Source organism: Mesorhizobium sp. ORM8.1, from assembly GCF_053005525.2.
In genome coordinates this window covers 3,220,307-3,243,892 of sequence record NZ_CM132600.1, presented here as the reverse complement: position 1 = coordinate 3,243,892, position 23,586 = coordinate 3,220,307, and the positions used below count along the sequence as shown (strand labels likewise).

The 23,586-nt window shown below is 64.0% G+C and carries 20 protein-coding genes and 2 pseudogenes; 10 read left to right on the top strand and 12 right to left on the bottom strand.

Going from position 1 to position 23,586, the window contains the following annotated elements:
* Positions 1 to 208: 208 nt before the first annotated feature.
* The 3 genes from ACVDG8_RS16365 (at position 209) to ACVDG8_RS16355 (ending at position 2,441) form a co-directional block, all read left to right on the top strand.
* The gene (locus tag ACVDG8_RS16365; protein ID WP_447255583.1) at positions 209 to 808 is read left to right on the top strand and encodes a class I SAM-dependent methyltransferase; all 600 of its coding nucleotides are present in this window, start codon (positions 209 to 211) and stop codon (positions 806 to 808) included.
* Positions 805 to 1,422, top strand: coding sequence for a DedA family protein (locus ACVDG8_RS16360; protein ID WP_447255582.1), 618 nt, complete (start codon positions 805 to 807; stop codon positions 1,420 to 1,422). The genes ACVDG8_RS16365 and ACVDG8_RS16360 overlap by 4 nt, the downstream gene beginning before the upstream one ends.
* A gap of 113 nt (positions 1,423 to 1,535) precedes the next feature.
* On the top strand, positions 1,536 to 2,441 hold the full coding sequence (locus ACVDG8_RS16355) for a LysR substrate-binding domain-containing protein (RefSeq protein WP_447255581.1): 906 nt from the start codon (positions 1,536 to 1,538) through the stop codon (positions 2,439 to 2,441).
* Here the strand turns inward: ACVDG8_RS16355 and ACVDG8_RS16350 are convergent.
* The gene (locus ACVDG8_RS16350; RefSeq protein ID WP_447255580.1) at positions 2,438 to 2,929 is read right to left on the bottom strand and encodes a helix-turn-helix domain-containing protein; all 492 of its coding nucleotides are present in this window, start codon (positions 2,927 to 2,929) and stop codon (positions 2,438 to 2,440) included. The two genes, ACVDG8_RS16355 and ACVDG8_RS16350, sit on opposite strands and share 4 nt — an antisense overlap.
* Positions 2,930 to 3,005: 76 nt before the next feature.
* On the opposite strand from ACVDG8_RS16350, the gene ACVDG8_RS16345 reads away from it, so the two are divergent.
* The 6 genes and pseudogenes from ACVDG8_RS16345 to ACVDG8_RS16320 all read left to right on the top strand — a co-directional run bounded on the left by ACVDG8_RS16345 (position 3,006) and on the right by ACVDG8_RS16320 (position 9,771).
* Positions 3,006 to 3,851, top strand: coding sequence for a class I SAM-dependent methyltransferase (locus ACVDG8_RS16345; RefSeq protein ID WP_447255579.1), 846 nt, complete (start codon positions 3,006 to 3,008; stop codon positions 3,849 to 3,851).
* A 205-nt stretch (positions 3,852 to 4,056) separates the two neighbouring features.
* A complete protein-coding gene (locus tag ACVDG8_RS16340) occupies positions 4,057 to 5,211 on the top strand; it encodes an ABC transporter substrate-binding protein (RefSeq protein ID WP_447255578.1) in 1,155 nt (384 codons plus the stop codon).
* A gap of 213 nt (positions 5,212 to 5,424) precedes the next feature.
* Positions 5,425 to 6,422, top strand: a pseudogene (locus tag ACVDG8_RS16335) (ABC transporter ATP-binding protein).
* Positions 6,423 to 6,471: 49 nt separating this feature from the next.
* Complete coding sequence (locus ACVDG8_RS16330) at positions 6,472 to 7,437, top strand: ABC transporter permease (protein WP_447255576.1); 966 nt, start codon at positions 6,472 to 6,474, stop codon at positions 7,435 to 7,437.
* Positions 7,427 to 8,242, top strand: a complete 816-nt coding sequence (locus ACVDG8_RS16325) for an ABC transporter permease (RefSeq protein WP_371008144.1) — start codon at positions 7,427 to 7,429, stop codon at positions 8,240 to 8,242. The genes ACVDG8_RS16330 and ACVDG8_RS16325 overlap by 11 nt, the downstream gene beginning before the upstream one ends.
* A 101-nt stretch (positions 8,243 to 8,343) precedes the next feature.
* Positions 8,344 to 9,771: a gamma-aminobutyraldehyde dehydrogenase gene (locus ACVDG8_RS16320; RefSeq protein ID WP_447255575.1), complete on the top strand. Its 1,428-nt coding sequence runs from the start codon at positions 8,344 to 8,346 to the stop codon at positions 9,769 to 9,771.
* 84 nt (positions 9,772 to 9,855) lie between these two features.
* On the opposite strand, the gene ACVDG8_RS16315 is transcribed toward ACVDG8_RS16320, so the two are convergent.
* The 11 genes and pseudogenes from ACVDG8_RS16315 to ACVDG8_RS16265 all read right to left on the bottom strand — a co-directional run bounded on the left by ACVDG8_RS16315 (position 9,856) and on the right by ACVDG8_RS16265 (position 22,210).
* Positions 9,856 to 11,268: an FAD-binding oxidoreductase gene (locus ACVDG8_RS16315; RefSeq protein ID WP_447255574.1), complete on the bottom strand. Its 1,413-nt coding sequence runs from the start codon at positions 11,266 to 11,268 to the stop codon at positions 9,856 to 9,858.
* A 314-nt stretch (positions 11,269 to 11,582) separates the two neighbouring features.
* Positions 11,583 to 11,897, bottom strand: a complete 315-nt coding sequence (locus ACVDG8_RS16310) for a hypothetical protein (protein WP_447255573.1) — start codon at positions 11,895 to 11,897, stop codon at positions 11,583 to 11,585.
* Positions 11,898 to 11,942: 45 nt separating this feature from the next.
* A complete protein-coding gene (locus ACVDG8_RS16305; protein ID WP_455707787.1) occupies positions 11,943 to 12,305 on the bottom strand; it encodes a nuclear transport factor 2 family protein in 363 nt (120 codons plus the stop codon).
* An 83-nt stretch (positions 12,306 to 12,388) separates the two neighbouring features.
* Positions 12,389 to 12,868 (bottom strand): carboxymuconolactone decarboxylase family protein, encoded by a 480-nt coding sequence (locus ACVDG8_RS16300; protein ID WP_447255571.1) that lies wholly within the window; start codon positions 12,866 to 12,868, stop codon positions 12,389 to 12,391.
* Between the two features lie 109 nt (positions 12,869 to 12,977).
* Positions 12,978 to 14,531, bottom strand: a complete 1,554-nt coding sequence (locus ACVDG8_RS16295; RefSeq protein WP_447255570.1) for an alpha/beta fold hydrolase — start codon at positions 14,529 to 14,531, stop codon at positions 12,978 to 12,980.
* A gap of 143 nt (positions 14,532 to 14,674) precedes the next feature.
* Positions 14,675 to 14,962, bottom strand: a complete 288-nt coding sequence (locus tag ACVDG8_RS16290; protein ID WP_447255569.1) for a formate dehydrogenase subunit delta — start codon at positions 14,960 to 14,962, stop codon at positions 14,675 to 14,677.
* Complete coding sequence (gene fdhD / locus ACVDG8_RS16285; RefSeq protein ID WP_447255568.1) at positions 14,952 to 15,782, bottom strand: formate dehydrogenase accessory sulfurtransferase FdhD; 831 nt, start codon at positions 15,780 to 15,782, stop codon at positions 14,952 to 14,954. Before fdhD ends, ACVDG8_RS16290 begins: the two co-directional genes overlap by 11 nt.
* A gap of 380 nt (positions 15,783 to 16,162) precedes the next feature.
* A complete protein-coding gene (gene fdhF, locus ACVDG8_RS16280) occupies positions 16,163 to 19,075 on the bottom strand; it encodes a formate dehydrogenase subunit alpha (RefSeq protein WP_447255567.1) in 2,913 nt (970 codons plus the stop codon).
* 10 nt (positions 19,076 to 19,085) lie between these two features.
* Positions 19,086 to 20,642: a formate dehydrogenase beta subunit gene (locus tag ACVDG8_RS16275; protein WP_447255566.1), complete on the bottom strand. Its 1,557-nt coding sequence runs from the start codon at positions 20,640 to 20,642 to the stop codon at positions 19,086 to 19,088.
* Complete coding sequence (locus ACVDG8_RS16270) at positions 20,639 to 21,118, bottom strand: formate dehydrogenase subunit gamma (RefSeq protein ID WP_447255565.1); 480 nt, start codon at positions 21,116 to 21,118, stop codon at positions 20,639 to 20,641. The genes ACVDG8_RS16275 and ACVDG8_RS16270 overlap by 4 nt, the downstream gene beginning before the upstream one ends.
* Before the next feature lie 193 nt (positions 21,119 to 21,311).
* Positions 21,312 to 22,210, bottom strand: a pseudogene (locus ACVDG8_RS16265) (LysR family transcriptional regulator).
* Between the two features lie 114 nt (positions 22,211 to 22,324).
* Here ACVDG8_RS16265 and ACVDG8_RS16260 point away from each other — a divergent pair.
* A complete protein-coding gene (locus tag ACVDG8_RS16260; RefSeq protein WP_447255563.1) occupies positions 22,325 to 23,503 on the top strand; it encodes an Mrp/NBP35 family ATP-binding protein in 1,179 nt (392 codons plus the stop codon).
* Positions 23,504 to 23,586: the final 83 nt, after the last annotated feature.

The following is a 23,586-nucleotide window of genomic DNA, read 5'->3' as shown; positions in this document are numbered from 1 at the left end:
ACTTTTCCTGGAATTGCTCTTACAGTTCTTTGCCGGTGGGCTATCGCGCCAAGATTGCGCAAACATGGCGCCAATGTCGCCCGGCCGCCGCCGCCCTTTTTCTTTGCGCGCTCCCGAACCGCGCAATGTCTATGCAATGCCACGCCCGCAAACAGCGCCTCGTCGATGCCGGACGCGCGTATCGTCCGTGCAAGAAAATGAGGTCACTATGCCCGCAAATGACGCTTTGTCTTTCCTCATGGCCTGGACGCTGGCGCCCCTCCGGATTGGCTCGGTGACGCCTTCCAGTTCAAGCCTTGCGGCACTGATGACGCGCGAGATCGGTCCCGAGACGGGTCCGGTGCTGGAGCTTGGGCCAGGCACCGGACCCTTCACCCGCGCCTTGCTGGAACGCGGCGTGCGGGAAAACGACCTGACGCTGATCGAGGCCGATCCCGATTTCGCGCTTCTGCTCACCCGCCGTTTTCCGGCGGCGCGCATCTTCGAGATGGATGCGGTCAGCCTGCGGCATCTGCCGTTGTTCGACGGCCCGGTCGTCGGCGCCGCCATCTCCGGCTTGCCGTTCCGGCTGATATCGCCGCGCAAGACCTTCGCCATCCTGGAAGGCGTGTTCGACAATCTGCGGCCGGGCGCGCCGCTTTACCAATTCACGCTTGGCCATCGCTGCCCTTTCGACCAGACCTTGCTCGACAGGTTGGACCTGGAAGTGACGCGGGTCGGCTGGACATTTCGCAATTTCCCGCCGGCTACCGTCTACCGCGTTTCCAGGATAAAGAAGCTCACAACCTATGACTGGCGCTTTTCATGACCGATTTCCTGTCGGCGATATTGGGGTTGGGGCTGCTCGGCGCCGCTTGCCTGGCCTTCACCGAAAAGATCCTGCCGGTGCCGCCCTCGCATGCCGTGCTTCTGTTCCTCGGCATGGCGAGAGCGCCCGACATGGCGACGCTCGGCATGTTGCTGTTGGTGACGACGCTCGCGTCGACCGCGGGCTGCCTGTTCTGGTACGCGATGGGTGGCCGGCTGGGACCGGCGCGCGCCGATGCTCTGATCCAGCGTTTTGGCCGCTATATTTTCCTGCGCCACGAAACCTATGTCCGTTTTGCCGGCGCCTATCGCCGCAACCACATGCGGGCCTCGCTGCTGGCACAGTTTGTCCCCACTGTGCGTAACTATCTGCCGATCGCCGCCGGCGCTCTGCGCTTGCCAGCCTTGCCTTTCGCCTTCGCCACGCTGGTTGGCGCGATGGTGTGGAACGGCGGCTTTCTCGTCGCCGGCTATGCGATGCGCGACGGGGTCCACGACCTGCCTTCCGTCGCCTTGCGGATCATGGCCATCGTGCTGGCGGTCGAAATCTCGTTCTTCGTCGCGCTGCGCTATCGCCGGCTGTGGTGGCCGCGCGTCGGCGCGGCAAAGAGCTAAAGCAATTCCAGGAAAAGTGTGAAGCGGTTTTCCGTCCGGAATTGCGTTAAATCCAAAAATAGCGGGCAGGTCGGAGCCTTCCTTTCCCGGTCGCGTCGGTGTTTAGTCCGGCCATGGCCTTCACCATCCGTCAGTTGCAGTTCTTCGTCGCCGTCGCCGAGCAGGGCACGGTGTCGGGCGCCGCGCAGAACCTCTCGATCTCGCAATCCTCGGTCACCGAGGCGATCAAGGAGCTCGAGAGCGATCTTGGCGTCGAATTGTTCGAGCGTCATCCGCGCGGCCTCAACATCACCCACAAGGGTCACCAGTTCCTGCGCCACGCGACCAAAATCCTGGCCGATGTCTCCGACGCGCGCCGTGCCTTCTTCGGCGAGCAGGCCGTGACCGGCGGCCGGCTGCAGCTCGGCGTCACCTCGCTGGTCGCTGGCTATGTGCTGTCCGATCTGCTTGCCCGCTACCGCCGCGCCTATCCTGGCGTCGAGGTCTCGGCCATCGAGGACAATGGCGACTATCTTGAACACCTTTTGGTCGGCGGCAAGCTCGACATCGCGGTGATGGTCACTTCCAACCTGCGCGACCGCACCGCGCTGCAGTCGGAAATCCTCGAAGTCTCGGCCTATCGGCTCTGGATCCCGCTCAGCCACAAGCTTGCCAGCGCCGACATCATCTCGATCGGCGACATCGCGTCCGAACCGCTGATCATGCTGACCGTCGACGAGATCGAGGAAAACACCGGCAAGCTGTTGGCTGCGCTCGGCGCCAAGCCGCATGTCGCCTTCCGCACCCGCTCGGTCGAAGCGGTGCGCAGCCTGGTCGCCACCGGCGCCGGGGTGGCGCTGCTGCCGGATCTGGTCTATCGGCCCTGGTCGCTGGAAGGCGACCGCATCGAATCCCGCGACATCTCCGGCTCGCTCCCCGTCGTCCAGGTCGGCACGGTCTGGCGCCGCGGCTCCGGCCTGCCGCAGGCGGCGCGCGATTTCATCGGCCTTGCCCAGTCGCAACGCATGGTCCGCCGCTAATGTGGCCTACTCAGGCTGACGTGGCCAGTCTTGCCTTTGCGCTTTGTGACGGAAACCGCCTCAGCCTTGAATGGCCCGATCGGAGCAACCTCGAAGCGGCCGGCACCGGCAAGCCTGACGGCGCGGCTGAACGTTGGACACTCCATCGGCCGCGCGGCCGGACATCGGGCGGCGTGACGCAAAGCCTCTCGGATCGCCGTCAGGCGCTGGATGATTTGGTCCAGTTCGTTCGCCTTGGCACTCAGGCGCCCTCGATCCATTTTCGGCAGGCCGTCGGGCGTCAGCATCGAGGAAATCTCGTTCAGTGCGAATCCACCGGCGCGTCCAAGCGTGATCAGGGCGAGCCGTTCCAGGACGGCCGGGTCGAACAAGCGGCGCTGGCCGCGACGGCCGATCGAGGCGATGAGGCCCTTCTCCTCGTAGTAGCGAAGTGTCGAGGCGGGCACGCCGGTGCGACGCGACACTTCGGCAATGTCCATATCCTTCATACTTGACCTCAAGTCGGCTTGAACTCGTAGAGTGCTCGCGACGATCGGTGAGAGCAACACAAAAGGGAGGTCCGTTATGCCGCAATCCGCGCCGCCAAACACACGGCAAGCCGCGCTCTGGAACGATGCCAGCGGAAAGACCTGGGTCGAGATGCAGCCGATCCTCGACAAGATACTGGCCCCGTTCGAGCGGCTGGTAGTCGATGCCGGCTATCCCGGGGAAGGCGGCAATGTCCTGGACATCGGCTGCGGCGCCGGCGCCACAACTCTGGCGATGGCGCGCCGCGTGGGCAACGACGGAAATTGTGTGGGGCTCGACATCTCGCAGCCGCTTGTCGCCCTGGCGACGGAGCGCACAAGGGTGGAAGAGGTGGCAAACGCAAGTTTTGAAGCGGGCGATGCCCAGGTGTATGCGTTCGAATCCGGGCACTTCGACGCTGTTGTTTCGCGCTTTGGTGTCATGTTCTTCGATGATCCCGTGGCCGCATTCACCAATATTAGAAAGGCCGCTAGGCGCCAGGGCAAACTCGCCTTTGTTGCCTGGCGCGGTCCGGCCGAGAATGATTTCATGACGACCGCTGCGCGAGCGGCTGCGCCTTTCCTGCCGCCCGCACCCGAGCCAGACCCCGATGCGCCAGGGCAGTTTGCCTTTGCCGACGGCGCCAAGGTGAAGCGGATCCTTGAAGCGAGCGGCTGGTCGTCGATCGAAGTCGAACGGGCGGACGTTCCGTGTCAGATCGCCCAGGGCGATCTGATGACGTATGCCACCCGGCTAGGGCCGGTCGGCGGCGCCCTGCGCGAGGTTGACCAGGCAACAGCCGAAAAAATCACCGCGGTGCTGCCTGCTGCGTTCGCGCCTTTCGTGGGAGACGGTGAGGCTCGCTTCAATGCCGCCTGCTGGCTGGTGACGGCGATTGCCTGACGGCGCCTAGCTATCGGAAAAACCGATATCGGCTTTCTGATAAATGAATTTGCGAAACCGGAATTTTCAAAGCACCTTCCGTTTCAGGGACCAGACCGCCATCAGAGCGGCATCGTGTCCATCGAAGGAACGTTTTTCAGTCCGCGCGTGACCTGGCGAAACCGATGTGGTTTCGGGGTCACCCGCTAAATGGGAGAGATCGACGATGAATTCATTCCTGAAGTCGTGCACGGCGTTGACGGTTGCGCTGACTTTTTCTTGTCAGGCGATGGCCCAGGTCAAGGAACTCGGCAAAAGCGAGGGCGAGGTCGATATCGTTGCCTGGCCGGGCTATATCGAGCGCGGTGAGACCGACAAGGGTTATGACTGGGTGACCGCCTTCGAGAAGGAAAGCGGCTGCAAGGTCAATGTGAAGACCGCCAACACCTCCGACGAGATGGTCTCGCTGATGAACGAGGGCGGCTTCGATCTGGTCACCGCTTCGGGCGATGCATCACTGCGCCTCGTCGCCGGCAAGCGCGTGCAGCCGATCAACACCGATCTCATCCCGAGCTGGAAGAATGTCGACGACCGCCTGAAGGATGCGCCCTGGTTCACGGTCGACAAGGTCCATTACGGCGTCCCCTACCAGTGGGGTCCGAACATCCTGATGTACAACACCGAAATCTTCAAGGAGGCGCCCAAGAGCTGGAACGTCGTCTTCGAGGAAATGAAGCTGCCGGACGGCAAGTCGAACAAGGGCCGCGTCCAGGCCTATGACGGGCCTATCCATATCGCGGATGCCGCCAACTACCTGATGTTCCATAAGCCCGAACTCGGCATCAAGGATCCTTACGAGCTCAACGAGGACCAGTACAAGGCCGCCCTCGACCTGCTGCGCACGCAGCGCACGCTGGTCGGCCGCTACTGGCATGATGCAGCCATCCAGGTCGACGACTTCCAGAACGAAGGCGTCGTCGCCTCCGGTTCGTGGCCTTATCAGGTCAACACTTTGGTCGCCGCCAAGAAGCCGGTTGCCTCCACCGTTCCGGAAGAAGGCGTCACCGGTTGGGCCGACACCACCATGATGGAAGCCGACGCCGCGCATCCGAACTGCGCCTATATGTGGCTCGAGCACTCGCTGGCGCCGAAGGTCCAGGGCGACGTCTCGGCCTGGTTCGGATCGCTCCCCGTCGTGCCCGCCGCCTGCAAGGGCAACGAACTGCTCGGCGAGGAAGGCTGCAAGACCAACGGCTACGACAATTTCGACAAGATCAAGTTCTGGAAGACGCCGGTGTCGAAATGCGCCACCCAGAACAACCAGTGCGTGCCCTATTACCGCTGGGTGTCGGACTATATCGGCGTCATCGGCGGACGGTGAGCTTCTTACCCTCCCTTGTGGGGAGGGTCGATGCGCAGCATCGGGGTGGGGGCAGCGCAGACGTTCGTGCCAAGGCCACCCCCACCCGCGGCTTCGCCTGCGCCGCCCCCACATCGAGGGGGAGGTAGGCGCCCGCACGAGTTCGCGGCCCGCTCGATGAGGGGCGGCGCAGGCGACGCCAGAAGATCAACCGGCAACTGAACTGACAGGCTCATGACCTCTGCCGTCTCCTTCCAAAAAGTCTCGCGCCATTTCGGCAGCGTGCGCGCCGTCGACGCGGTCGATCTCGACATCGCGCCGGGCGAGTTCTTCGCCATGCTCGGACCGTCCGGCTCCGGCAAGACGACCTGTCTGAGGCTGATCGCCGGTTTCGAGCAGCCGACGGCCGGATCGATCTCGATCTTCGGCGAGCGCGCCGAGGGCGTTCCGCCCTATCGCCGCAACGTCAACACGGTGTTCCAGGACTATGCACTGTTCCCGCATCTCAATGTGCTCGACAACGTCGCTTACGGCCTGATGGTCAAGGGCGTCGGCAAAGCCGAGCGCCTCAACGCAGCGGAAGAAGCACTGTCGCTGGTGCGCCTGCCGGGCTACGGCGCGCGCCGTCCGGGCCAGCTTTCCGGCGGCCAGCGCCAGCGCGTCGCGCTAGCCCGCGCTCTGGTCAACCAGCCCAAGGTGTTGCTGCTCGACGAGCCGCTCGGCGCGCTCGACCTCAAGCTGCGCGAGAACATGCAGGAAGAATTGAAGTCGCTTCAGAAGGTGCTCGGCATCACCTTCGTCTTCGTCACCCACGACCAGGGCGAAGCGCTGTCGATGGCCGATCGTGTCGCCGTCTTCAACGACGGCAGGATCATGCAGATCGGCACGCCGGAGGATATCTATCAGCGGCCGAAAACCCGCTTCGTCGCCGATTTCGTCGGCTCGTCCAACGTGCTGCCGCCGGATTTCGTCCAGCGCTATTCCGGCCAGCATCGCTGGGGAGTCTCAGGCCCGAATCCATTCGCATTTCAAACGCCACAAGCGGCGGGGGCGTTGCCGCCCGCCTGGTCGGCACCAACTATCTCGGCGCCACGACAAGGCTGGCGCTCGACGCCGACGGGTTGAAGCTGCACGCCATGGTGCCGGCAGGTACCGCGCTGCCGGCGGAAGGCGAGGCGGTCATGCTCACCTTCAACCGCGAAAGTCTGCATCTGATGGATGAGCAGGCATGATTGAGGTTTGCGCGAAGGATCGCGGCCTCGGTCTGTACACGGTGGCCCCATGACCATTGCCGCTGTTCAATCCAACCCCACCCCTGCCATCCTGCCCGGCAGCGGCGGCATGCGCGGCGCGCTCTCGGACCTCTTCTGGCGCCGGCCAAAGCTGCTTCTGCTCCTCATGCTCGCGCCGCCGGTTCTCTGGCTCGGCATCGTCTATATCGGCTCGCTGTTCGCGCTGCTCGCGCAGAGCTTTTTCTCCATCGACGAGTTCTCCGGCCTCATCAACCGCGAGTTCACGCTCAAGACCTATGGCGATCTGTTCCAGGCCGCCAATCTCGACATCATCCTGCGCACGGTGACGATGGCAGCACTTGTCACGCTTGCCTCGGCGGTGGTCGCCTTCCCGATCGCCTATTACGCCGCACGCTATGCGCGGGGCCGCTGGAAGGCGCTGTTTTATCTCGGCATCATGCTGCCGTTGTGGTCTAGCTACCTGGTCAAGATCTATGCCTGGAAGCTGATCCTGGCCAAGGAAGGCATCCTCACTTGGCTGCTCGCCAAGCTGCATTTGCTGTGGCTGCTCGATGCCTGGCTGTCGCTGCCGATCGTCGGCGGCAACTCGCTGTCGGTGTCCTTCACCGGCACCTTCATCGTCTTCGTCTATGTCTGGCTGCCCTTCATGATCCTGCCGGTGCAGGCAGCGCTCGAACGTGTGCCGGGCAATCTGGTCGAGGCCTCCTCCGATCTTGGCGCCTCGCCGGGTCAGACCTTCCGCAACGTGCTGTTCCCGCTGGCGCTGCCGGGCATCGTCGCCGGCTCGATCTTCACCTTTTCACTGACGCTGGGCGACTACATCATCCCGCAGATCATCGGCACCTCGCGGCTGTTCATCGGCCAGGCCGTCTATTCGCAGCAGGGCACGGCCGGCAACATTCCTTTAGCCGCCGCCTTCACCGTGGTGCCCATCGTCATCATGGGTTTCTACCTGTGGGGCGCCAAGCGCATGGGGGCTTTCGATGCGCTCTGACCGTGGCCAGTCGGCTCCGCTCGGCCTGAAGATCGCCGCCGCTTGCGGTCTGCTCTTCCTGCATCTGCCGATCCTCTTGATCTTCGTCTACGCCTTCACGACGGAAGAGAAGAGCTTCGTCTGGCCGCCGCCGGGGCTCACCTTGCAATGGTTCGCCGTCACCTGGAACCGGCCCGATGTCTGGCAGGCGTTGTCGCTGTCGGTGCGTGTCGCGGCCATCTCGACGACGATCGCGCTGGTGCTCGGCACGCTCTGCGCCGCCGCCGTCTCGCAAACGCGCTTTTTCGGCCGTGAGACCATCTCGCTGCTGGTCATCCTGCCGATCGCGCTGCCCGGCATCATCACCGGCATCGCGTTGCGCTCGGCTTTCGCGCTGGCCGACATCCCATTCTCGTTCTGGACCATCGTACTCGGCCACGCCACGTTCTGCGTGGTCGTCGTCTACAACAACGCCGTCGCCCGTTTTCGCCGTACCTCCGGCTCGATGATCGAGGCCTCGATGGACCTCGGCGCCGACGGTTTCCAGACCTTCCGCCATGTCGTGCTGCCCAATATCGCGACAGCGCTGCTCGCCGGCGGCATGCTCGCCTTCGCCCTGTCCTTCGACGAGGTCATCGTCACCACCTTCACCGCCGGCCAGCAGCAGACGGTGCCGATCTGGATGCTGGAAGAGCTGATCCGCCCGCGCCAGCGCCCGGTCACCAATGTCGTCGCCATGGTTGTCGTGCTGGTGACGCTGCTGCCGATCCTGTTTGCCTATTACCTGACCCGCGACGGCGACCAGATCGCGGGCAGTGGAAAATGAAACAGCGAATAGGGAATAGCGAATAGCGAATAGGGAAATCGACGACCGCCCCTACTCGCTATTCGCTATTCGTTACTCGCTCCTGACAAGGGAGAAAATCCATGGATACCCAGATGCTGATCGGCTCGAGATTCGAGAAGGGCACCGAAACCGAGGAGCCGATCCTCGATCCGAAAACCGGGGCGACCATTCTCAACCTGCCCGAGGCCAGCCAGGCGCAGATCGAGGCAGCTGTCACTGCCGCCGAACAAGCGTTCGTCTTGTGGTCGCGCACGACGCCGGCGCAGCGCTCCGGCTACCTGCTCAAGATCGCCGACCGCATCGAGGCCGAGGCGAAGGCGTTCGCCACCCTGGAGGCGCTGAACTGCGGCAAGCCGATCAACGCCGTGCTCAATGACGAGATCCCTGCGATCGTCGATTGCTACCGGTTCTTCGCCGGCGCGGTGCGTTCCATGCCGGGTGTCGTCGCCGGCGAATATCTGCCCGGCCACACCTCGATGGTCAGGCGCGACCCGATCGGCATCGTCGCCTCGATCGCACCCTGGAACTATCCGCTGATGATGATGGCCTGGAAGCTGGCGCCGGCGATTGCCGGCGGCAACACCGTGGTCTTCAAGCCGTCCGAACAGACGCCGCTGACGTCGCTGAAGCTGGCGACGATCCTGGCGGACGTGCTGCCCGAAGGCGTCGTCAATGTCGTGCTCGGCCGCGGCGACAGCGTCGGCAACACGCTGATCAACCACCCCAAGGTCAACATGATCTCGATCACCGGCGATGTCGCCACCGGCAAGAAGGTGCTGCAGGCCGCCGCCAAGTCGGTCAAGCGCACGCATCTGGAGCTTGGCGGCAAGGCGCCGGTCATCGTCTTCGACGACGCCGACCTCGGTGCCGTGGTCAACGGCCTGCGCGCCTTCGGCTACTACAATGCCGGCCAGGATTGCACCGCCGCCTGCCGCATCTATGCCGGCAAGAAGATCTACGACAATCTCGTCGCCGATCTCTCCTCGGCGGTCTCGACCATCAAATACAACCAGCCCGACGACACCGAAAACGAGATCGGCCCGCTGATCTCGCGTCGCCAGCGCGACCGCGTGTCGAGCTTCGTCGAGCGCGCCTCGGAACTGAAACACATCGAGATCACCACCGGCGGCAAGCCGGGCGAGGGCTCCGGCTTCTACTACCAGCCGACCGTCGTCGCCGGCGCGCTGCAAGAGGACGAGATCGTACGCCGCGAAGTGTTCGGCCCGGTCGTCTCCGTCACGCGTTTCTCGGATGTCGACGAAGCGGTGACCTGGGCCAACGACAGCGACTACGGCCTCGCCTCCTCGGTGTGGACGAAAGACGTCTCGCGCGCCATGGCGACAGCCGCGCGCCTGCAATATGGCTGCACCTGGATCAACACCCACTTCATGCTGACCAACGAAATGCCGCATGGCGGGTTGAAGCAGTCCGGCTACGGCAAGGACATGTCGCTCTACGCGCTGGAGGACTACACCGCCGTGCGGCATGTGATGGTTGCGCACGGGTAATATTGTGATGTGTGGTTGAAGAAGGATGGCGCCTGGCGCCATCCTTGAAATGTTCGCGATTTTCTGCGCACTGGCCGCCCTAGACTAGGCGGCCGTCCTGCCTTGCTCCGTTGATGTCGCGGGCTTGATGTTCTGGTTGACCCGGAAGACATTGGACGGGTCGTAGGTCCGCTTGACCTGGCTCAGCCGCTCGTAGTTCGCGCCATAGCTCGCCCGCACGCGCGCCTCGCCTTCGTCGTCCATCATGAAGTTCACGTAGCCGCCTTCGCCGCTGTGAGGGTGGACGCTCGCCCAGTAGGTCTTCGCCCACTTGGTGAGGGCGGCCGCTTTGCCCGGATCGGGATCGATAGCGGCGATGACCATCGACCAGCTTGCGTCGCGCGCGTTCCAGGCCGTCTCGTCCTTGCCGACGCGGCGAACGGCGCCGTCGATCGGGTAAAGATGCATGAGCGACAGTTCGCTTGGCGCCTGGGCTGCCTGCGCGATATGGGTCGCGATGGCCTCGTCGGGAAGCGACTTGACGAAATCGCCCTTCCAGTACCATTGCAGGCCTTTCGGAAGCAGCGGATCGAACATCCCCTGCAATGCCGGGAACGGCATCACGCCCATCCAGTTGAAGATCGGCGGCGGCAGATTGTCCAGCAATGGCGCCATGGCCTTGCGCCCGTCCTCTTCCGTGCCGTTGTAGCAGGAGATGATGGCGCAGGCGCGCTTGCCCCAATACTCGCGCGGGAAGGGATCGGTCGAGGGCACGGACTTCAGGCCGACAAAGGTGCCCAGATCTTCCGGCGCCGCCGGCAGGTAGTCGCGATAGGCGCGCATGACGGCCGGGGCGTCCTTGGCCTCCCAGAACACCGGGCCGCCGAAGATCATATTCACGGGATGGGCCTGGAACAGGAAGCTGGTCACGACGCCGAAATTGCCGCCGCCGCCTCGGAGCGCCCAGAACAGGTCGGGGTTCTCGCCTTTGCTGGCCCTCACCACGGAGCCATCGGCCAGCACCAGATCGGCTTCGAGCAGATTGTCGATGGTGAGGCCGTATCTGCGTGTCAGATAGCCCGTTCCGCCGCCGAGCGTCAGGCCGGCAACGCCCGTGTTCGACACAATGCCGAACGGAACGGCGAGCCCGAAAGGATGAGTGGCATGGTCCACGTCGCCCGAGGTGCAGCCGGGCGCGACCCTCGCCGTGCGCATTTTCGCATCGACATGCACTCTCTTCATCATCGACAGATCGATGACGAGGCCGTTGTCGCAACTCCCCAAACCGGCGCCATTATGCCCGCCCCCGCGTATTGCGATCAAAAGATCGTTTTCGCGGGCGTATCTCACAGCGGTGATCACGTCGGCGACATCGGCGCAGCGCGCAATCAGCAGCGGGCGCTTTTCGATCATGCCGTTGTAGAGCTTGCGAGCCTCTTCATATCCGGCATCGTCACGCAGGATCAGCTCCCCGCGCAGGCTTTCACGCAGTTTTGCATGGGTTTCGTCGGTCATCATTCTTGCTCCCTTGATTGCGCCAGCGCCAAGCGAAATCGACGCGACGCATTTTTGTTGCTTGGTTCATGCCGCTCATCGGGGCGGCTGCTTTGGACGGTGCAGGAAGAGCACATTGCACCGATCCGGTTCGCGCTGCTTCGCCCGAAAGGGCCACTGGGGGCATGGCCCAGGAGAGCCATGGCAAGGCAGCCGGAAGCTGCCGTCGGAACTGGCCCGCAGGGTGCACGACTCCTCGCCCCGTGCTGAGGCACGATGGGGTGGCCGCCGTCGCGACCACCCCTCCCGTGCTCGCCGCCACACCGGCGCCCGGCCGGCTATTCGACGATACGGAAGATCTGCCAGAGGCTGGTGCCCGACACGACATAGGGCTCCACCTCCTTGCCCCATTTGGCATGGGCGTCGATCTTGCCGATCTTGGCGAACATCGCCTCCAGCTGGGCCAGGCTTTCGACCTGGTGGTGCGACTCGACCGTCGCTTCCCGGGCGCCGATCGATCCGGTCATGATCTGGAACTTCAGGTCGGCGAGGCCGACCTGCGAACCGATCTCGCGTTCCCATTTCTTCAGCAGTTCGAGCACGGTCTGCTTGTGCCCGAACTTGGCGTCGATCTGCCATCTGGCGCTGAACATCTTCTTCTCCTCCAGTTTGCCGCCTAGGCAGCGGCCGCGGTTGATCTACTCGTCCCAGGCCTGCACGACGGTCTGCCGTGCAATGCGCCCGTCCTTCAGCTCCAACATCGCGGCGGCGAACACTTTCGTGCCGTCCGGATAGGCGCAGGCCTGGGTGAAGGCGAGGCTGTCGCCGTTGGCGATGGTGGTGTCGACCTTGTGGGTCATCGCCCGGCTGCAGATGTCGTCCCAGAAGGTGGCGATCGCCGCGCGCCCGCGGACTTCGCGCGGCTTGCTCGGCGGGTTGTTGCGGTCGATCACCCGCACCAGCGCGTCGTCGGCATAGAAGCTCGACAACATTTTACCATCGCGGCCCTCGATCGCCTTCTTGATCGCCGCGCCATCCACGACTTGAGTCTTCGTCAGCATTTTATCCTCCATGTGCCCGTCTTCACGATCGGGCGGTTGTTGATAGGAAGCGCTGCCTAGCAGTCTCCGCCAGGCAGTGATTTTCACTGCGACTTCGCCTTGACGGCAGCGAAGACGTCGTCTGTCTGCTTCTTGAAGGTCGCGAGATCGACCTGGCTGCCGTTGAGAATCGTCGACCAGTGGCGCACGATCGCCGCCATGGCGATCGTCTCCTTGATCTCCTCGTCGCTGGCGCCATTGAGCTTGGCCGCCTCGGTGTGGAAGTAGATGCAATATTGGCAGGGGATCTGTGAGGCGACCGCAAGGCCCATCAGCTCTTTGGTCTTGCCGTCCAGCGCGGTCTTCGGGTTGAGCTGGACGCCCTTGATTTCAGCCCAGGCGCCGGCGATCGCGACATCAGGCAAGGTCTTGAACATGTCCGGCACCGAGCCGAGCGTCGCCTGGATGTCCTTGTAGGCGGCCGTTGCCGACGCATCCTCGGCCTTTGCGGGAGTGACCGTGAACAGCGCGCCAATGCCTGCCGCTATCACCAGTGATCTGACATTCAGTCTTGACTTGAGCATTTCATCCTCCGTTCGCAGCGCCTTCAATGGTGATTATCCGCCTGGCCTGCATGGGGAATTGATAACCCTTAGATCGGCCTGGCCGCTTCGCCCGAAAGCGCCATGGCTCTCATGGCCCGTCCGGGCCAGTGTGCCGGACCGAGAATGCCGCCGCCGCCGCCCGCGACGGCAGGTCGAGCTTGAGCAGGATGTTGGCGACGTGCCGCTTCACCGTATGCTCGCTCAGCCTGAGTTCGGCGGCGATCGCGGCGTTGCTCTTGCCGTCGGCGATTAGGGTCACCACCTCGCTTTCCCTCGCCGTCAGCACGGCCGGTTCGGCCGTTTTGGTCCTGGCGCGGCAGTCGGGCTCCAGATGCTGTTCCGACATTGCCCGCACCAGCGCCATCGGCTCGTCCAGATCGTCCAGCGTGACCCGGCTGGCGTCTTCGAAATGCAGGCCCGAGCCGGTTGCCAGATCCGCGACCAGCCGCGACGCGAGGATATCGCCTCGGCTGGCGTGCGCCGCGAGCTGCGTCGTCACCCGCGCCGTCAGCCCCACAGGCGGCCCGCGCAGTTCGATTTCCCCGACATGCGCGCCCTGCGCACTGGCCACACCGATCCCTTGCGCCGCCTCGCGCAGAGCCGCCGCGCAGCGTATGGCGCGCGCCGGCCCATCGAAGCGCGAAATCATCATTTCGCCTTGCGTACCCAGCGCGCGGCCGCCATGGCGCCCGACCAGCGACCGCCAGGTTTCCTGGAAGCGCTCGCTGCGTTCGCTCCACATGCGGTCGCCCATCCGCGTCGTATCGTAGATGCGCGTCACCAGTAGTGCCGCCAGGACACGGTCAGCTTCCGCCACGGCGCGCTCGCCAGTCAGGAATTCCTCGATCAGGTCGGCGACCCGGTCTACGTCGCCGGTCCAGATCGGATGGTCGCGCCCCGGAATCTCGACCAACCGCGCATTCGGGATTTTCTTTGCCAGGAAGCGGCTGGCGTCGGGATCGACCCGAGCGTCGTTGCGGCGGTGGATCAGCAATGTCGGCGCGCTGATCATCGCCAGGATGCCGCGCACGTCTATCCCGGCGTTCATACGGGCCAGTGCGGCCGCTGCCGTCGGGCTGGCGGATAACCGCTCGAACCGCGCCCACCATTGCGCAAAGTGCGGGTCGTCCACTCGGCCCGGCGCGAAACTGGGCAAAGTGGCGCCGGTGCCCCAGGACGTCTCCGCCGTCTCGATGAAGGCTTCCAGCCGTTCGGGCGGCATCACCCATTTGTGGAAATGCGCATAACCGCCATAAAGCGCCAGCGCCCGCGTCCGCTCCGGATAGGTGGCGGCGAACAGCATGGCCATCGGTGTGCCTTCCGAAGCACCGAGGATAGCCGCGCGGCCGCTGCCTGCCGCATCCATCACCGCGCGCACATCGTCCATGCGGGTCTCCAGGCTGGGCAGGTGATGGGTGTCGACACGGTCGGACAGCCCGGTGCCGCGCTTGTCGAACAGGATCAGCCGGGAGAAGGCCGAGAGGCGTTTCAAGAGGCGGCTGTACCCTTCGTCCTCCCAGTGCAGGTCGAGATTGGAGATGAAGCCCGGCACGAAGACCAGATCGAACGCACCCTGGCCGATCACCTGATAGGCGATCCGCACATCCCCGCTACGGGCGTATCTGGTCTCGATCGGCCTCACGCAACTACCCTGCCTGGCCAGACGTTTCCTGTCTGACCATAGCAGAAGCCGGCCGTTTACGGCAGTGAACTTTAGAAACTAGGAATATAACATTTTACCGCCGAAAGGCCGCGCCGTGCTGCTCGGCGAAACCGCGCTCCGGCTTATGCCGGCCCGGCGTAGCCGATATTCTTGTCGGCCTGTTCCGGCGTCGGCGGACGCTTGATCTTGCCCGACGCGGCGACTACCAGCTCGTCGAAATTCTCGGTGCCGGCGTCCAGCATCTCGAAGAACTGGCGCCGCATCCTCGGTTCCCAGAACTTGTTGATGTGCTCGGCAACGCCGGTAATGCCTTCGTCGCGCGGCTTGGAGTGGAAGAAGGTAGCGATCTGGTTGGCCATGCGCACCAGCTTCTCCCTGGTGCTGGTAACGTGGTCTTCGTCATGCGACATGCTTGGCAACTCCGCAAGCCACCCGGTCCGGGTGGGTGAAAATATCAAAATCGTCGCCGCGCACCAGCGCTACCAGCGTCATGCCGGCGGCATCGGCCGTGCGGATGGCGAGTGCGGTCGGCGCCGAGACGGCGATGATGACGGCAGCGCCGATGGCCGCTGTCTTTTGCACCATCTCGACCGACACGCGCGAGGTCACCACCACCGCGCCGGTCGAGCCGTCAATGCCGGCCTTCGCCAGCGCGCCGGCGAGCTTGTCAAGCGCGTTGTGGCGGCCGACATCCTCGCGCGCCATGACGATGCCCTTGCCGCGAACGTAGAAGCCAGCGGCGTGCACCGCGCCGGTTTGCGTATGCAGCGGCTGCACCTTGGACAAAAGCTTGACCGAGCGGGTGATATCGTCTGCATCAAGCGTAAGCTTCGACGCACCGACTTCATCGACCGAACGCATCGCTTCCTCGATGGATTCGATCCCGCATAAGCCGCAGCCGACCGGACCGGCAAGCCGGCGCCGCCGCGCCTGGAAGCGCGTATTGGCCTTGTCCTTGAGCCTGATCTGGATGTCGATGCCGGCGCCGAGATCCTCGACCTCGATTGCCTCGATTTCTTGCGGATCGGCAATGACGCCTTCGGTCAGCGAGAAGCCGAGCGCGAAATCCTCGAAATCGGCCGGGCTCGCCATCATCACCGCATGGGTGGTGCCGGCGAAGGAGAACGCCACCGGCGTCTCCTCCGGCACCATGCGGTCCGCGGCGGCAGTGCCGCTGGCGCGGTGCGCCAAGCGGGAGATTTGGGAGATAGGAGGGCGTTCGTTCGTCACGAGGCGCACCCCTCTGCCTTGCCCATCCTTCGCAGCAACTGTAGAGGCTCGCGCCTTTCCTCTCCCCGTCGATCGGGGAGAGGTGTCAAGCGAAGCTTGACGGAGTGGGGGTCGACTGCTCGCCAGATACGCCGGTTTGCCTGCCCTTCGGCTTGTGCCCGACTTTCGGCGGCTGCGGGTTGCGGGGCCGGCTTCCCCCACTCCGTCGCTGCTTCGCAGCGCCACCTCTCCCCTCCGGAGGGGAGGAGGGAGCCCAGCGTTCGCGCGCTTTCCTCTCCCCCGTCGATCGGAGGGGGAGAGGTGTCGAGCGAAGCTTGACGGAGTGGGGGTCGACCAACCGTCGCGATTGACGCTTTTATTGTCGAATGCCTCGACAAACTCTACTCCGCCGCCGCCAGCGGAGCGATGCGGCGGCTCTGCTTGGCCTGTTCGTTATAGTCCTTCTGCCAGTCGGTCGGCCCGTTGGACGGCGCCACCTGCACGGCGGTGACCTTGTATTCCGGGCAATTGGTCGCCCAGTCCGAGAAGTCGGTGGTGATCACGTTGGCCTGCGTGTCGGGGTGGTGGAACGTCGTGTAGACGACGCCGGGCGAGACGCGGTCGGTGATCAGCGCGCGCAGCGTGGTTTCGCCCGAACGGCTCGCCAGCCGCACCCAGTCTTCGTCGCGAACGCCGCGGACCTCGGCGTCGTGTGGATGGATCTCCAGCCGGTCCTCGGCATGCCACATGACATTCTCGGTGCGCCTGGTCTGCGCGCCGACATTGTACTGCGAGAGAATCCGGCCGGTGGTGAGCAGCAGCGGATAGCGCGGGCCGGTCCGCTCGTCCGTCGCCACATATTCGGTGCGAATGAACTTGCCTTTGCCGCGCACGAAGCCGTCGACATGCATGATCGGCGTGCCAAGCGGCGCCTTGTCGTTGCAAGGCCACTGCACCGAGCCGACACGGTCGAGCAAGTCGAACGAGACATTGGCGAAGCTCGGCGTCGTCTTGGCGATCTCATCCATGATCTGCGAGGGATGGGTATAGTTCCAGTCGAGCCCGATGGCGCGGGCAAGCTCCTGTGTTGCTTCCCAGTCGGCATAGCGTGCCTTTGGCTCGATCACCTTGCGCACCATGTTAATGCGGCGCTCGGCATTGGTGAAGGTGCCGTCCTTCTCGAGGAAGGTCGAGCCCGGCAGGAAGACATGCGCATAGTTCGCCGTCTCGTTGAGGAAGAGGTCGTGCACGACGACGCATTCCATCGCGGCAAGGCCGCCGGCGACATGCTTGGTGTCGGGATCGGACTGCAGGATGTCCTCGCCCTGGATGTAGATGCCCTTGAACGAACCGTCGACGGCGGCATCCAGCATGTTGGGGATGCGCAGACCGGGCTCATCGTCCAGCTTCACGCCCCACAGGCTCTCGTAGATGTCGCGCACCGCTTCGCCCGAGATATGGCGATACCCCGGCAGCTCATGCGGAAACGAGCCCATGTCGCACGAGCCCTGCACATTGTTCTGGCCGCGCAGAGGGTTCACGCCCACGCCTGGACGGCCGATATTGCCGGTCGCCATGGCGAGGTTGGCGATCGCAATCACCGTGGTCGAGCCCTGGCTGTGTTCGGTGACGCCGAGACCGTAATAGATCGCGCCATTGCCGCCCTTGGCATAGAGACGGGCTGCGCCGCGGATGAGATCGGGATCGATGCCCGCCAGCTGGCCGACGACTTCCGGGCTGTTTTCGGGAAGGGCGACGAAGGACGCCCAGTCCTGGAATTCGGCCCAGTCGCAGCGCTCGCGAACGAAGGCTTCGTTGAACAGGCCCTCGGTGACGATGACATGCGCCAGCGCCGTCAGCACCGCCACGTTGGTGCCGGGCTTCAGCGGCAGGTGATAGTCGGCTTCGACATGCGCCGACTTGACCATCTCCGTGCGGCGCGGGTCGAGCACGATCAGCTTGGCTCCCTGGCGCAGCCGCCTCTTCAGCCGCGAGGCGAACACGGGATGCGCCGAGGCCGGATTGGCGCCGATGATGACGGCGACATCGGTGAATTCGACGGAGTCGAAATCCTGCGTGCCGGCCGAGGTGCCGTAGGTCTGGCCGAGCCCGTAGCCGGTTGGCGAATGGCAGACGCGCGCGCAAGTGTCGACATTGTTGTTGCGGAAACCCTGCCGCACCAGCTTCTGGACGAGATAGGTTTCCTCATTCGTGCAGCGCGAGGAGGTGATGCCGCCGATGGCGGTGCGTCCATACTGATACTGGATGCGCCGGAATTCCTTCGCCGTATGGGCGATCGCCTCTTCCCAGCTCACTTCGCGCCACGGATCCGAGATCTTCTCGCGGATCATCGGCGACAAGATGCGGTCCTTGTGGGTGGCATAGCCATAGGCGAAACGGCCCTTGACGCAGGAATGGCCGTGGTTCGCCTTGCCGTCCTTGTAAGGCATCATGCGAATGACTTCGTCATCCTTGACTTCAGCCTTGAACGAGCAGCCGACACCGCAATAGGCGCAGGTGGTAACCGCCGAACGCTCCGGCATGCCCTTTTCGAGCACCGTCTTCTCGCGCAGCGCGTCGGTCGGGCAGGCCTGGACGCAGGCGCCGCAGGACACGCATTCGGAAGCGATGAAATCCTCATGCATGCCGGCAACCATGCGCGATTCGAAGCCGCGGCCCTCGATGGTCAGCGCGAAGGTGCCCTGCACTTCCTCACAAGCGCGCACGCAACGCGAGCAGACGATGCATTGCGCCGGATCGTAGGTGAAATAAGGGTTGGATTCGTCGCGGGCGATATAGTCGACGACCAAAGAGCCGTGGCCGGGCGCCACACCCCCTTCTTCCTTGACGTGGTTGCGGCCTGCGACGCCGTAGCGGTTCTCGCTCAGGCCGACGGACTTCGCCACTGCGTCGAATTCGCTGGCGCCGGTGCCGGCCTTCTCGTTCCAGCCGGTCGGATGGTCGGAGACATAGAGCTCCATGACGCCGCGGCGGATGGCGTCGAGCCGGTCGGACTGCGTGCGCACCACCATACCTTCGCCAACTGGCGTCGTGCAGGAGGCGGGCGTGCCGCCGCGACCTTCGATCTCGACCAGGCAGACGCGGCACGAGCCGAACGAGTCCAGCATGTCGGTGGCGCAGAGTTTCGGAATCTCGACCCCGCCCTCCATCGCCGCGCGCATGATGGACGTGCCTTCCGGCACGCTGATGCTTTTGCCGTCGACGGTCAGCGTTATCTGTTTCGAGGCCCTCGACTCCGGCGTGCCGTAGTCGATCTCTTCGATGAGTGTCGGGAAGTCGGCCTTGATGTTCATCTGCCAGCTCCTATTCAGCCGCCACGCGCGCCGGCGCCGGCTTGAAATCCTCGGGGAAATGCGTGATCGAACTCATCACCGGGTAGGGCGTGAAGCCACCCAGCGCGCAAAGCGAGCCGAACTTCATCGTGTTGCACAGGTCGGTGACCAACGCGAGGTTGTTCTCCGCCTCGATCCCGGCGGCGACCTTGTCGAGAACCTCTACGCCGCGCGTCGAGCCGAGGCGGCAGGGCGTGCACTTGCCGCAGCTTTCGATGGCGCAGAACTCCATGGCGAAACGCGCCTGCTTCAGCATGTCGGCGGTGTCGTCGAACACGGTGATGCCGGCATGGCCGATCAGTCCATCGCGCTTGGCGAACTCCTCGTAGTCGAACGGCGTGTCGAACAGGCCGCGCGGGAAATACGCGCCGAGCGGACCGCCGACCTGCACCGCCTTGACCGGACGTCCCGTGGAAGTACCGCCGCCGATGTCGTCGACGATCTCGCCCAGCGTCAGCCCGAAGGCCGTCTCGAACAGGCCGCCTTGCTTGACGTTGCCGGCGATCTGGATCGGGATCGTGCCCCGGGAGCGGCCCATGCCGAAATCCTTGTAGAAGGCGGCGCCCTTGTCCATGATGATCGGCACCGAGGCCAGGCTGATCACATTGTTGATCACCGTCGGCTTGCCGAACAGACCCTGGATTGCCGGCAGCGGCGGCTTGGCGCGCACCACGCCGCGCTTGCCCTCGAGGCTGTTGAGCAGCGAGGTTTCCTCGCCGCAGACATAGGCGCCGGCGCCGACGCGGATTTCCATGTCGAAAGCATTGGGCGAGCCGAGCACGTTGACGCCGAGCACACCGGCCTTGCGGGCGATGGCGACGGCCTTGTTCATCGTCGCCACCGCATGCGGATATTCCGAGCGGATATAGACGAAACCCTTGGTCGCGCCCGTCGCGATGCCGGCGATCGCCATGCCTTCGATCAGCACGAAGGGATCGCCTTCCATGATCATGCGGTCGGCGAAAGTGGCGCTATCACCCTCGTCTGCGTTGCAGACGATATATTTGCGCTCGGCTGTCGTATCCAGCACCGTCTTCCATTTGATGCCGGTCGGGAAGCCGGCGCCGCCGCGGCCGCGTAAGCCGGATTCGGTGACTTGCTTGACGATATCGGCCGGCGCCATGGCCACTGCATTTTGCAGCCCGCGCAAGCCGCCCAGAGATTTGTACGCATCGAGCGACAGCGGATCATTGATGCCACAGCGCGCGAAAGTCAGGCGGGTCTGCTTGGCCAGGAACGGGATCTTGTCGGGTGCCCCGAGCCACCGCTTGTGATGGCCACCAGTAAGGAAGCCGCTGTCGAACAGGCTTTTCACGTCCGACGGCTTCACCGGTCCGTAGGCGACGCGACCCTTGTCCGTGGCTACCTCGACCATCGGCTCGAGGAAATAGGCGCCGCGTGAGCCGTTGCGCACGATCTTGGCCTCGATACCACGCTCGGCAAGCTCGGCTTGAACCGCCTTGGCGACCTTCTCCGCGCCAAGCGCCAACGCGCCGGAATCCGCAGGAATGTAGATGCGCGGGATCATGAACGTACCTCCGCGACGATCTCTTCGATCTTTTCGTCATCGAGCCGGCCGATCACTTCGCCGTCAAGCATCGCCGATGGCGAGCAGGCGCAAAGCCCGAGGCAATAGACCGGCTCCAGCGTCACCGACCCGTCGCGTGTGGTTTCGTGGAAACCGATGCCGAGCAACTGCTTGAACTTGGCCGCGACCGCGTCCGAGCCCATCGACTGGCAGGCTTCGGCCTGGCAGACCTTCAGCACATGCCGGCCGGCCGGGTGGCTGCGATAATCGTGATAGAAGGTGACGACGCCATGCACCTCGGCCCGCGAGATGTTGAGCGCATCGGCGATGACCGGCAGCGCGTCCTGCGGCACATGGCCGAACTCTTCCTGGATGCCGTGCAGTATAGGCAGCAACGGGCCTTCCAGGCCTTTCAGCTCGTCGATGATCGCGGCTGTGCGCGATGTGATCTCGGTACTTGCGGGCTGCATCGTCACGCAGCGCCCTCCCTGGGTCGTGGCATCCAATCTATGTCACCCAAAATTCGATAGTGATTTCAGGGCAACGACATGCACGGACGCTATATCGCTAAGTCCTTACGAAATCAGAGAAAACCCCGAAATCAATAAAGCTGTTCCATCGCTTGATAGAAATTTTCTATCGAACTTTGTCCGGCCCGCACTGTCTAAGTCACTTGTGCATGCGGAAATTGTCCGCCAGCGCCATCGCCTCGTCCAGCAGCGCCTGCACCAAGGGCGTGTGCGGCTCGCGCGGCGCGGCGACCAGCCCGACGGTGTGGCTGGCATCCGGCTCAACGATCGGAATGGCGCGGATCGGCTCGGAAAAGCCGAATGTTTCCGCAAGGTTGAGCGGCATGATCGACGACCATTTGCCGGTATGTATATGCGAGAACAAGACGATCATGGAGTTCGATTCCAGCGTCGGCCGCACCTGCACGCCGGCCTCGGACAGATGCTGGTCGATGATGCGCCGGTTCTGCATGTCCGGCGTCAGCAGGCAGAGCGGCAGCTGGCTGATCTCGGCCCATGTCACTTTGTCGCGGTCGGAAAAGGGGTCCCGACCGCCGTGATCAACTGGTAGCGCTCGTCATAGAGCGGCACGCTGGTCACGCGCCCAAGCGGCTCGTTGTCGAGATAGGTGATGCCGGCATCGACATCGAGATTGCCGAGCAGGGTCAGCACTTCGATCGAGGTGCGTGACAGGATCGAGAAGGTCACGCCTGGGTGCTTCTCACGGAACGGCGTCGTCAGCCGCGCCACCATGGCCAGGGCGGTGGGGATGGCGGCGATGCGGATGCGGCCGGACAGGCCATGGCGCGCCGCGCGCATCTCCTCGCGCATCGTGCGTGTATCGCCGACGATGCGGCGCGCCCAGCCCAGCACCTGCATGCCTTCCGGCGTCAGCCCCTGGAAGCGCGAGCCGCGATTGACCAGCATGACGCCAAGCTGGCCCTCCAGCTGCTTGATACCAGCCGACAAAGTCGGCTGGGTGACGCCGCAGGCTTCCGCCGCCCGGCCGAAATGCTCTTCCTTGGCCAGAGCAATGAAGAATTCGAGCTTGTCGATCATGGCTGCGAAGCTGCCATAGGTGCGAGGCGCTGTCAGCCAGACAATGAGACGGCTTGGTTCCGTCCGGAAACTGCACTATCTCAAGCGCCAAAGCCTCGAGGAAAGAACCCAACCATGTCCGTCAGCAAGGAAAATGTCATCGAGCGGCTGAAGACGGTCAACGGGCCGGACTTCACCGGCAACATCGTCGACCTCGGCATGGTCTCCGATATCTTCATCGCCGATTCCAAAGTGTTTTTCTCCATCACCGTGCCCGCTGCCCGCGCGCAGGAGATGGAACCGTTGCGGGCCGCCGCCGAGCGCGTGGTCAAGGCCATTCCCGGCGTGGTCAGCGCCATGGTCGCGCTGACGGCCGAGAAAAAGGGCGGCGGCATGGAAGCGCCCGTACCACCGCGCCCGGCAGCGCCGAGACCTGCAGCCGCTCCGCGGCCGGCGCCGCAGCGTGCCGCGCCGCAGGCTCCGGCCTCGCAAAGCCATGGCAAGCGCGGCGTGCCCGGTATCGGTGCCATCATTGCGGTGGCTTCCGGCAAGGGCGGCGTCGGCAAGTCGACCACCGCCGTCAACCTCGCGCTCGGCCTTGCCGCGAACGGCTTGAAGGTCGGCGTGCTCGACGCCGACATCTACGGGCCGTCGATGCCGAGGCTGCTCGATATCCATGGCCGGCCGCAGACGGTCGACGGCAAGATCCTCAAGCCGATGGAAAATTACGGCCTCAAGGTGATGTCGATGGGCTTCCTCGTCGATGAGGAAACGCCGATGATCTGGCGCGGCCCGATGGTGATGTCGGCGTTGACGCAGATGCTGCGTGAGGTCGAGTGGGGTTCGCTCGATGTGCTGGTCGTCGACATGCCGCCCGGCACCGGCGACGCCCAGCTCACCATGGCGCAGCAGGTGCCGTTGGCCGGCGCCGTCATTGTCTCGACGCCGCAGGACCTGGCGCTGATCGATGCCCGCAAGGGTCTCAACATGTTCAAGAAGGTCGACGTGCCGCTGCTCGGTATCGTCGAGAATATGAGCTACTTCCTGGCGCCCGACACCGGCAAGCGCTACGACATTTTCGGCCATGGCGGCGCGCGCCGTGAGGCTGAGCGTCTCGGCGTGACTTTCCTCGGCGAAGTGCCGCTGGAAATGGGCATCCGCGAAAGCTCCGACGCCGGCGCGCCGGTGGTCGTGTCGAAGCCGGATGGCGCCGAGGCGAAGATCTATCGCGATATTGCTACAAAAGTCTGGGATCGGGTCAACGAAGAACGCGGCGCCGCCGAAGCGGCTGTGCCGAGCATCGTGTTCGAATAGCGCGGATATCCCTCCCCTAGCAGGCTGTTGAAAAAGGCGCTCGCCATCGGTTTGCAACGATGATTCATTGTCTCAGAAGGGAT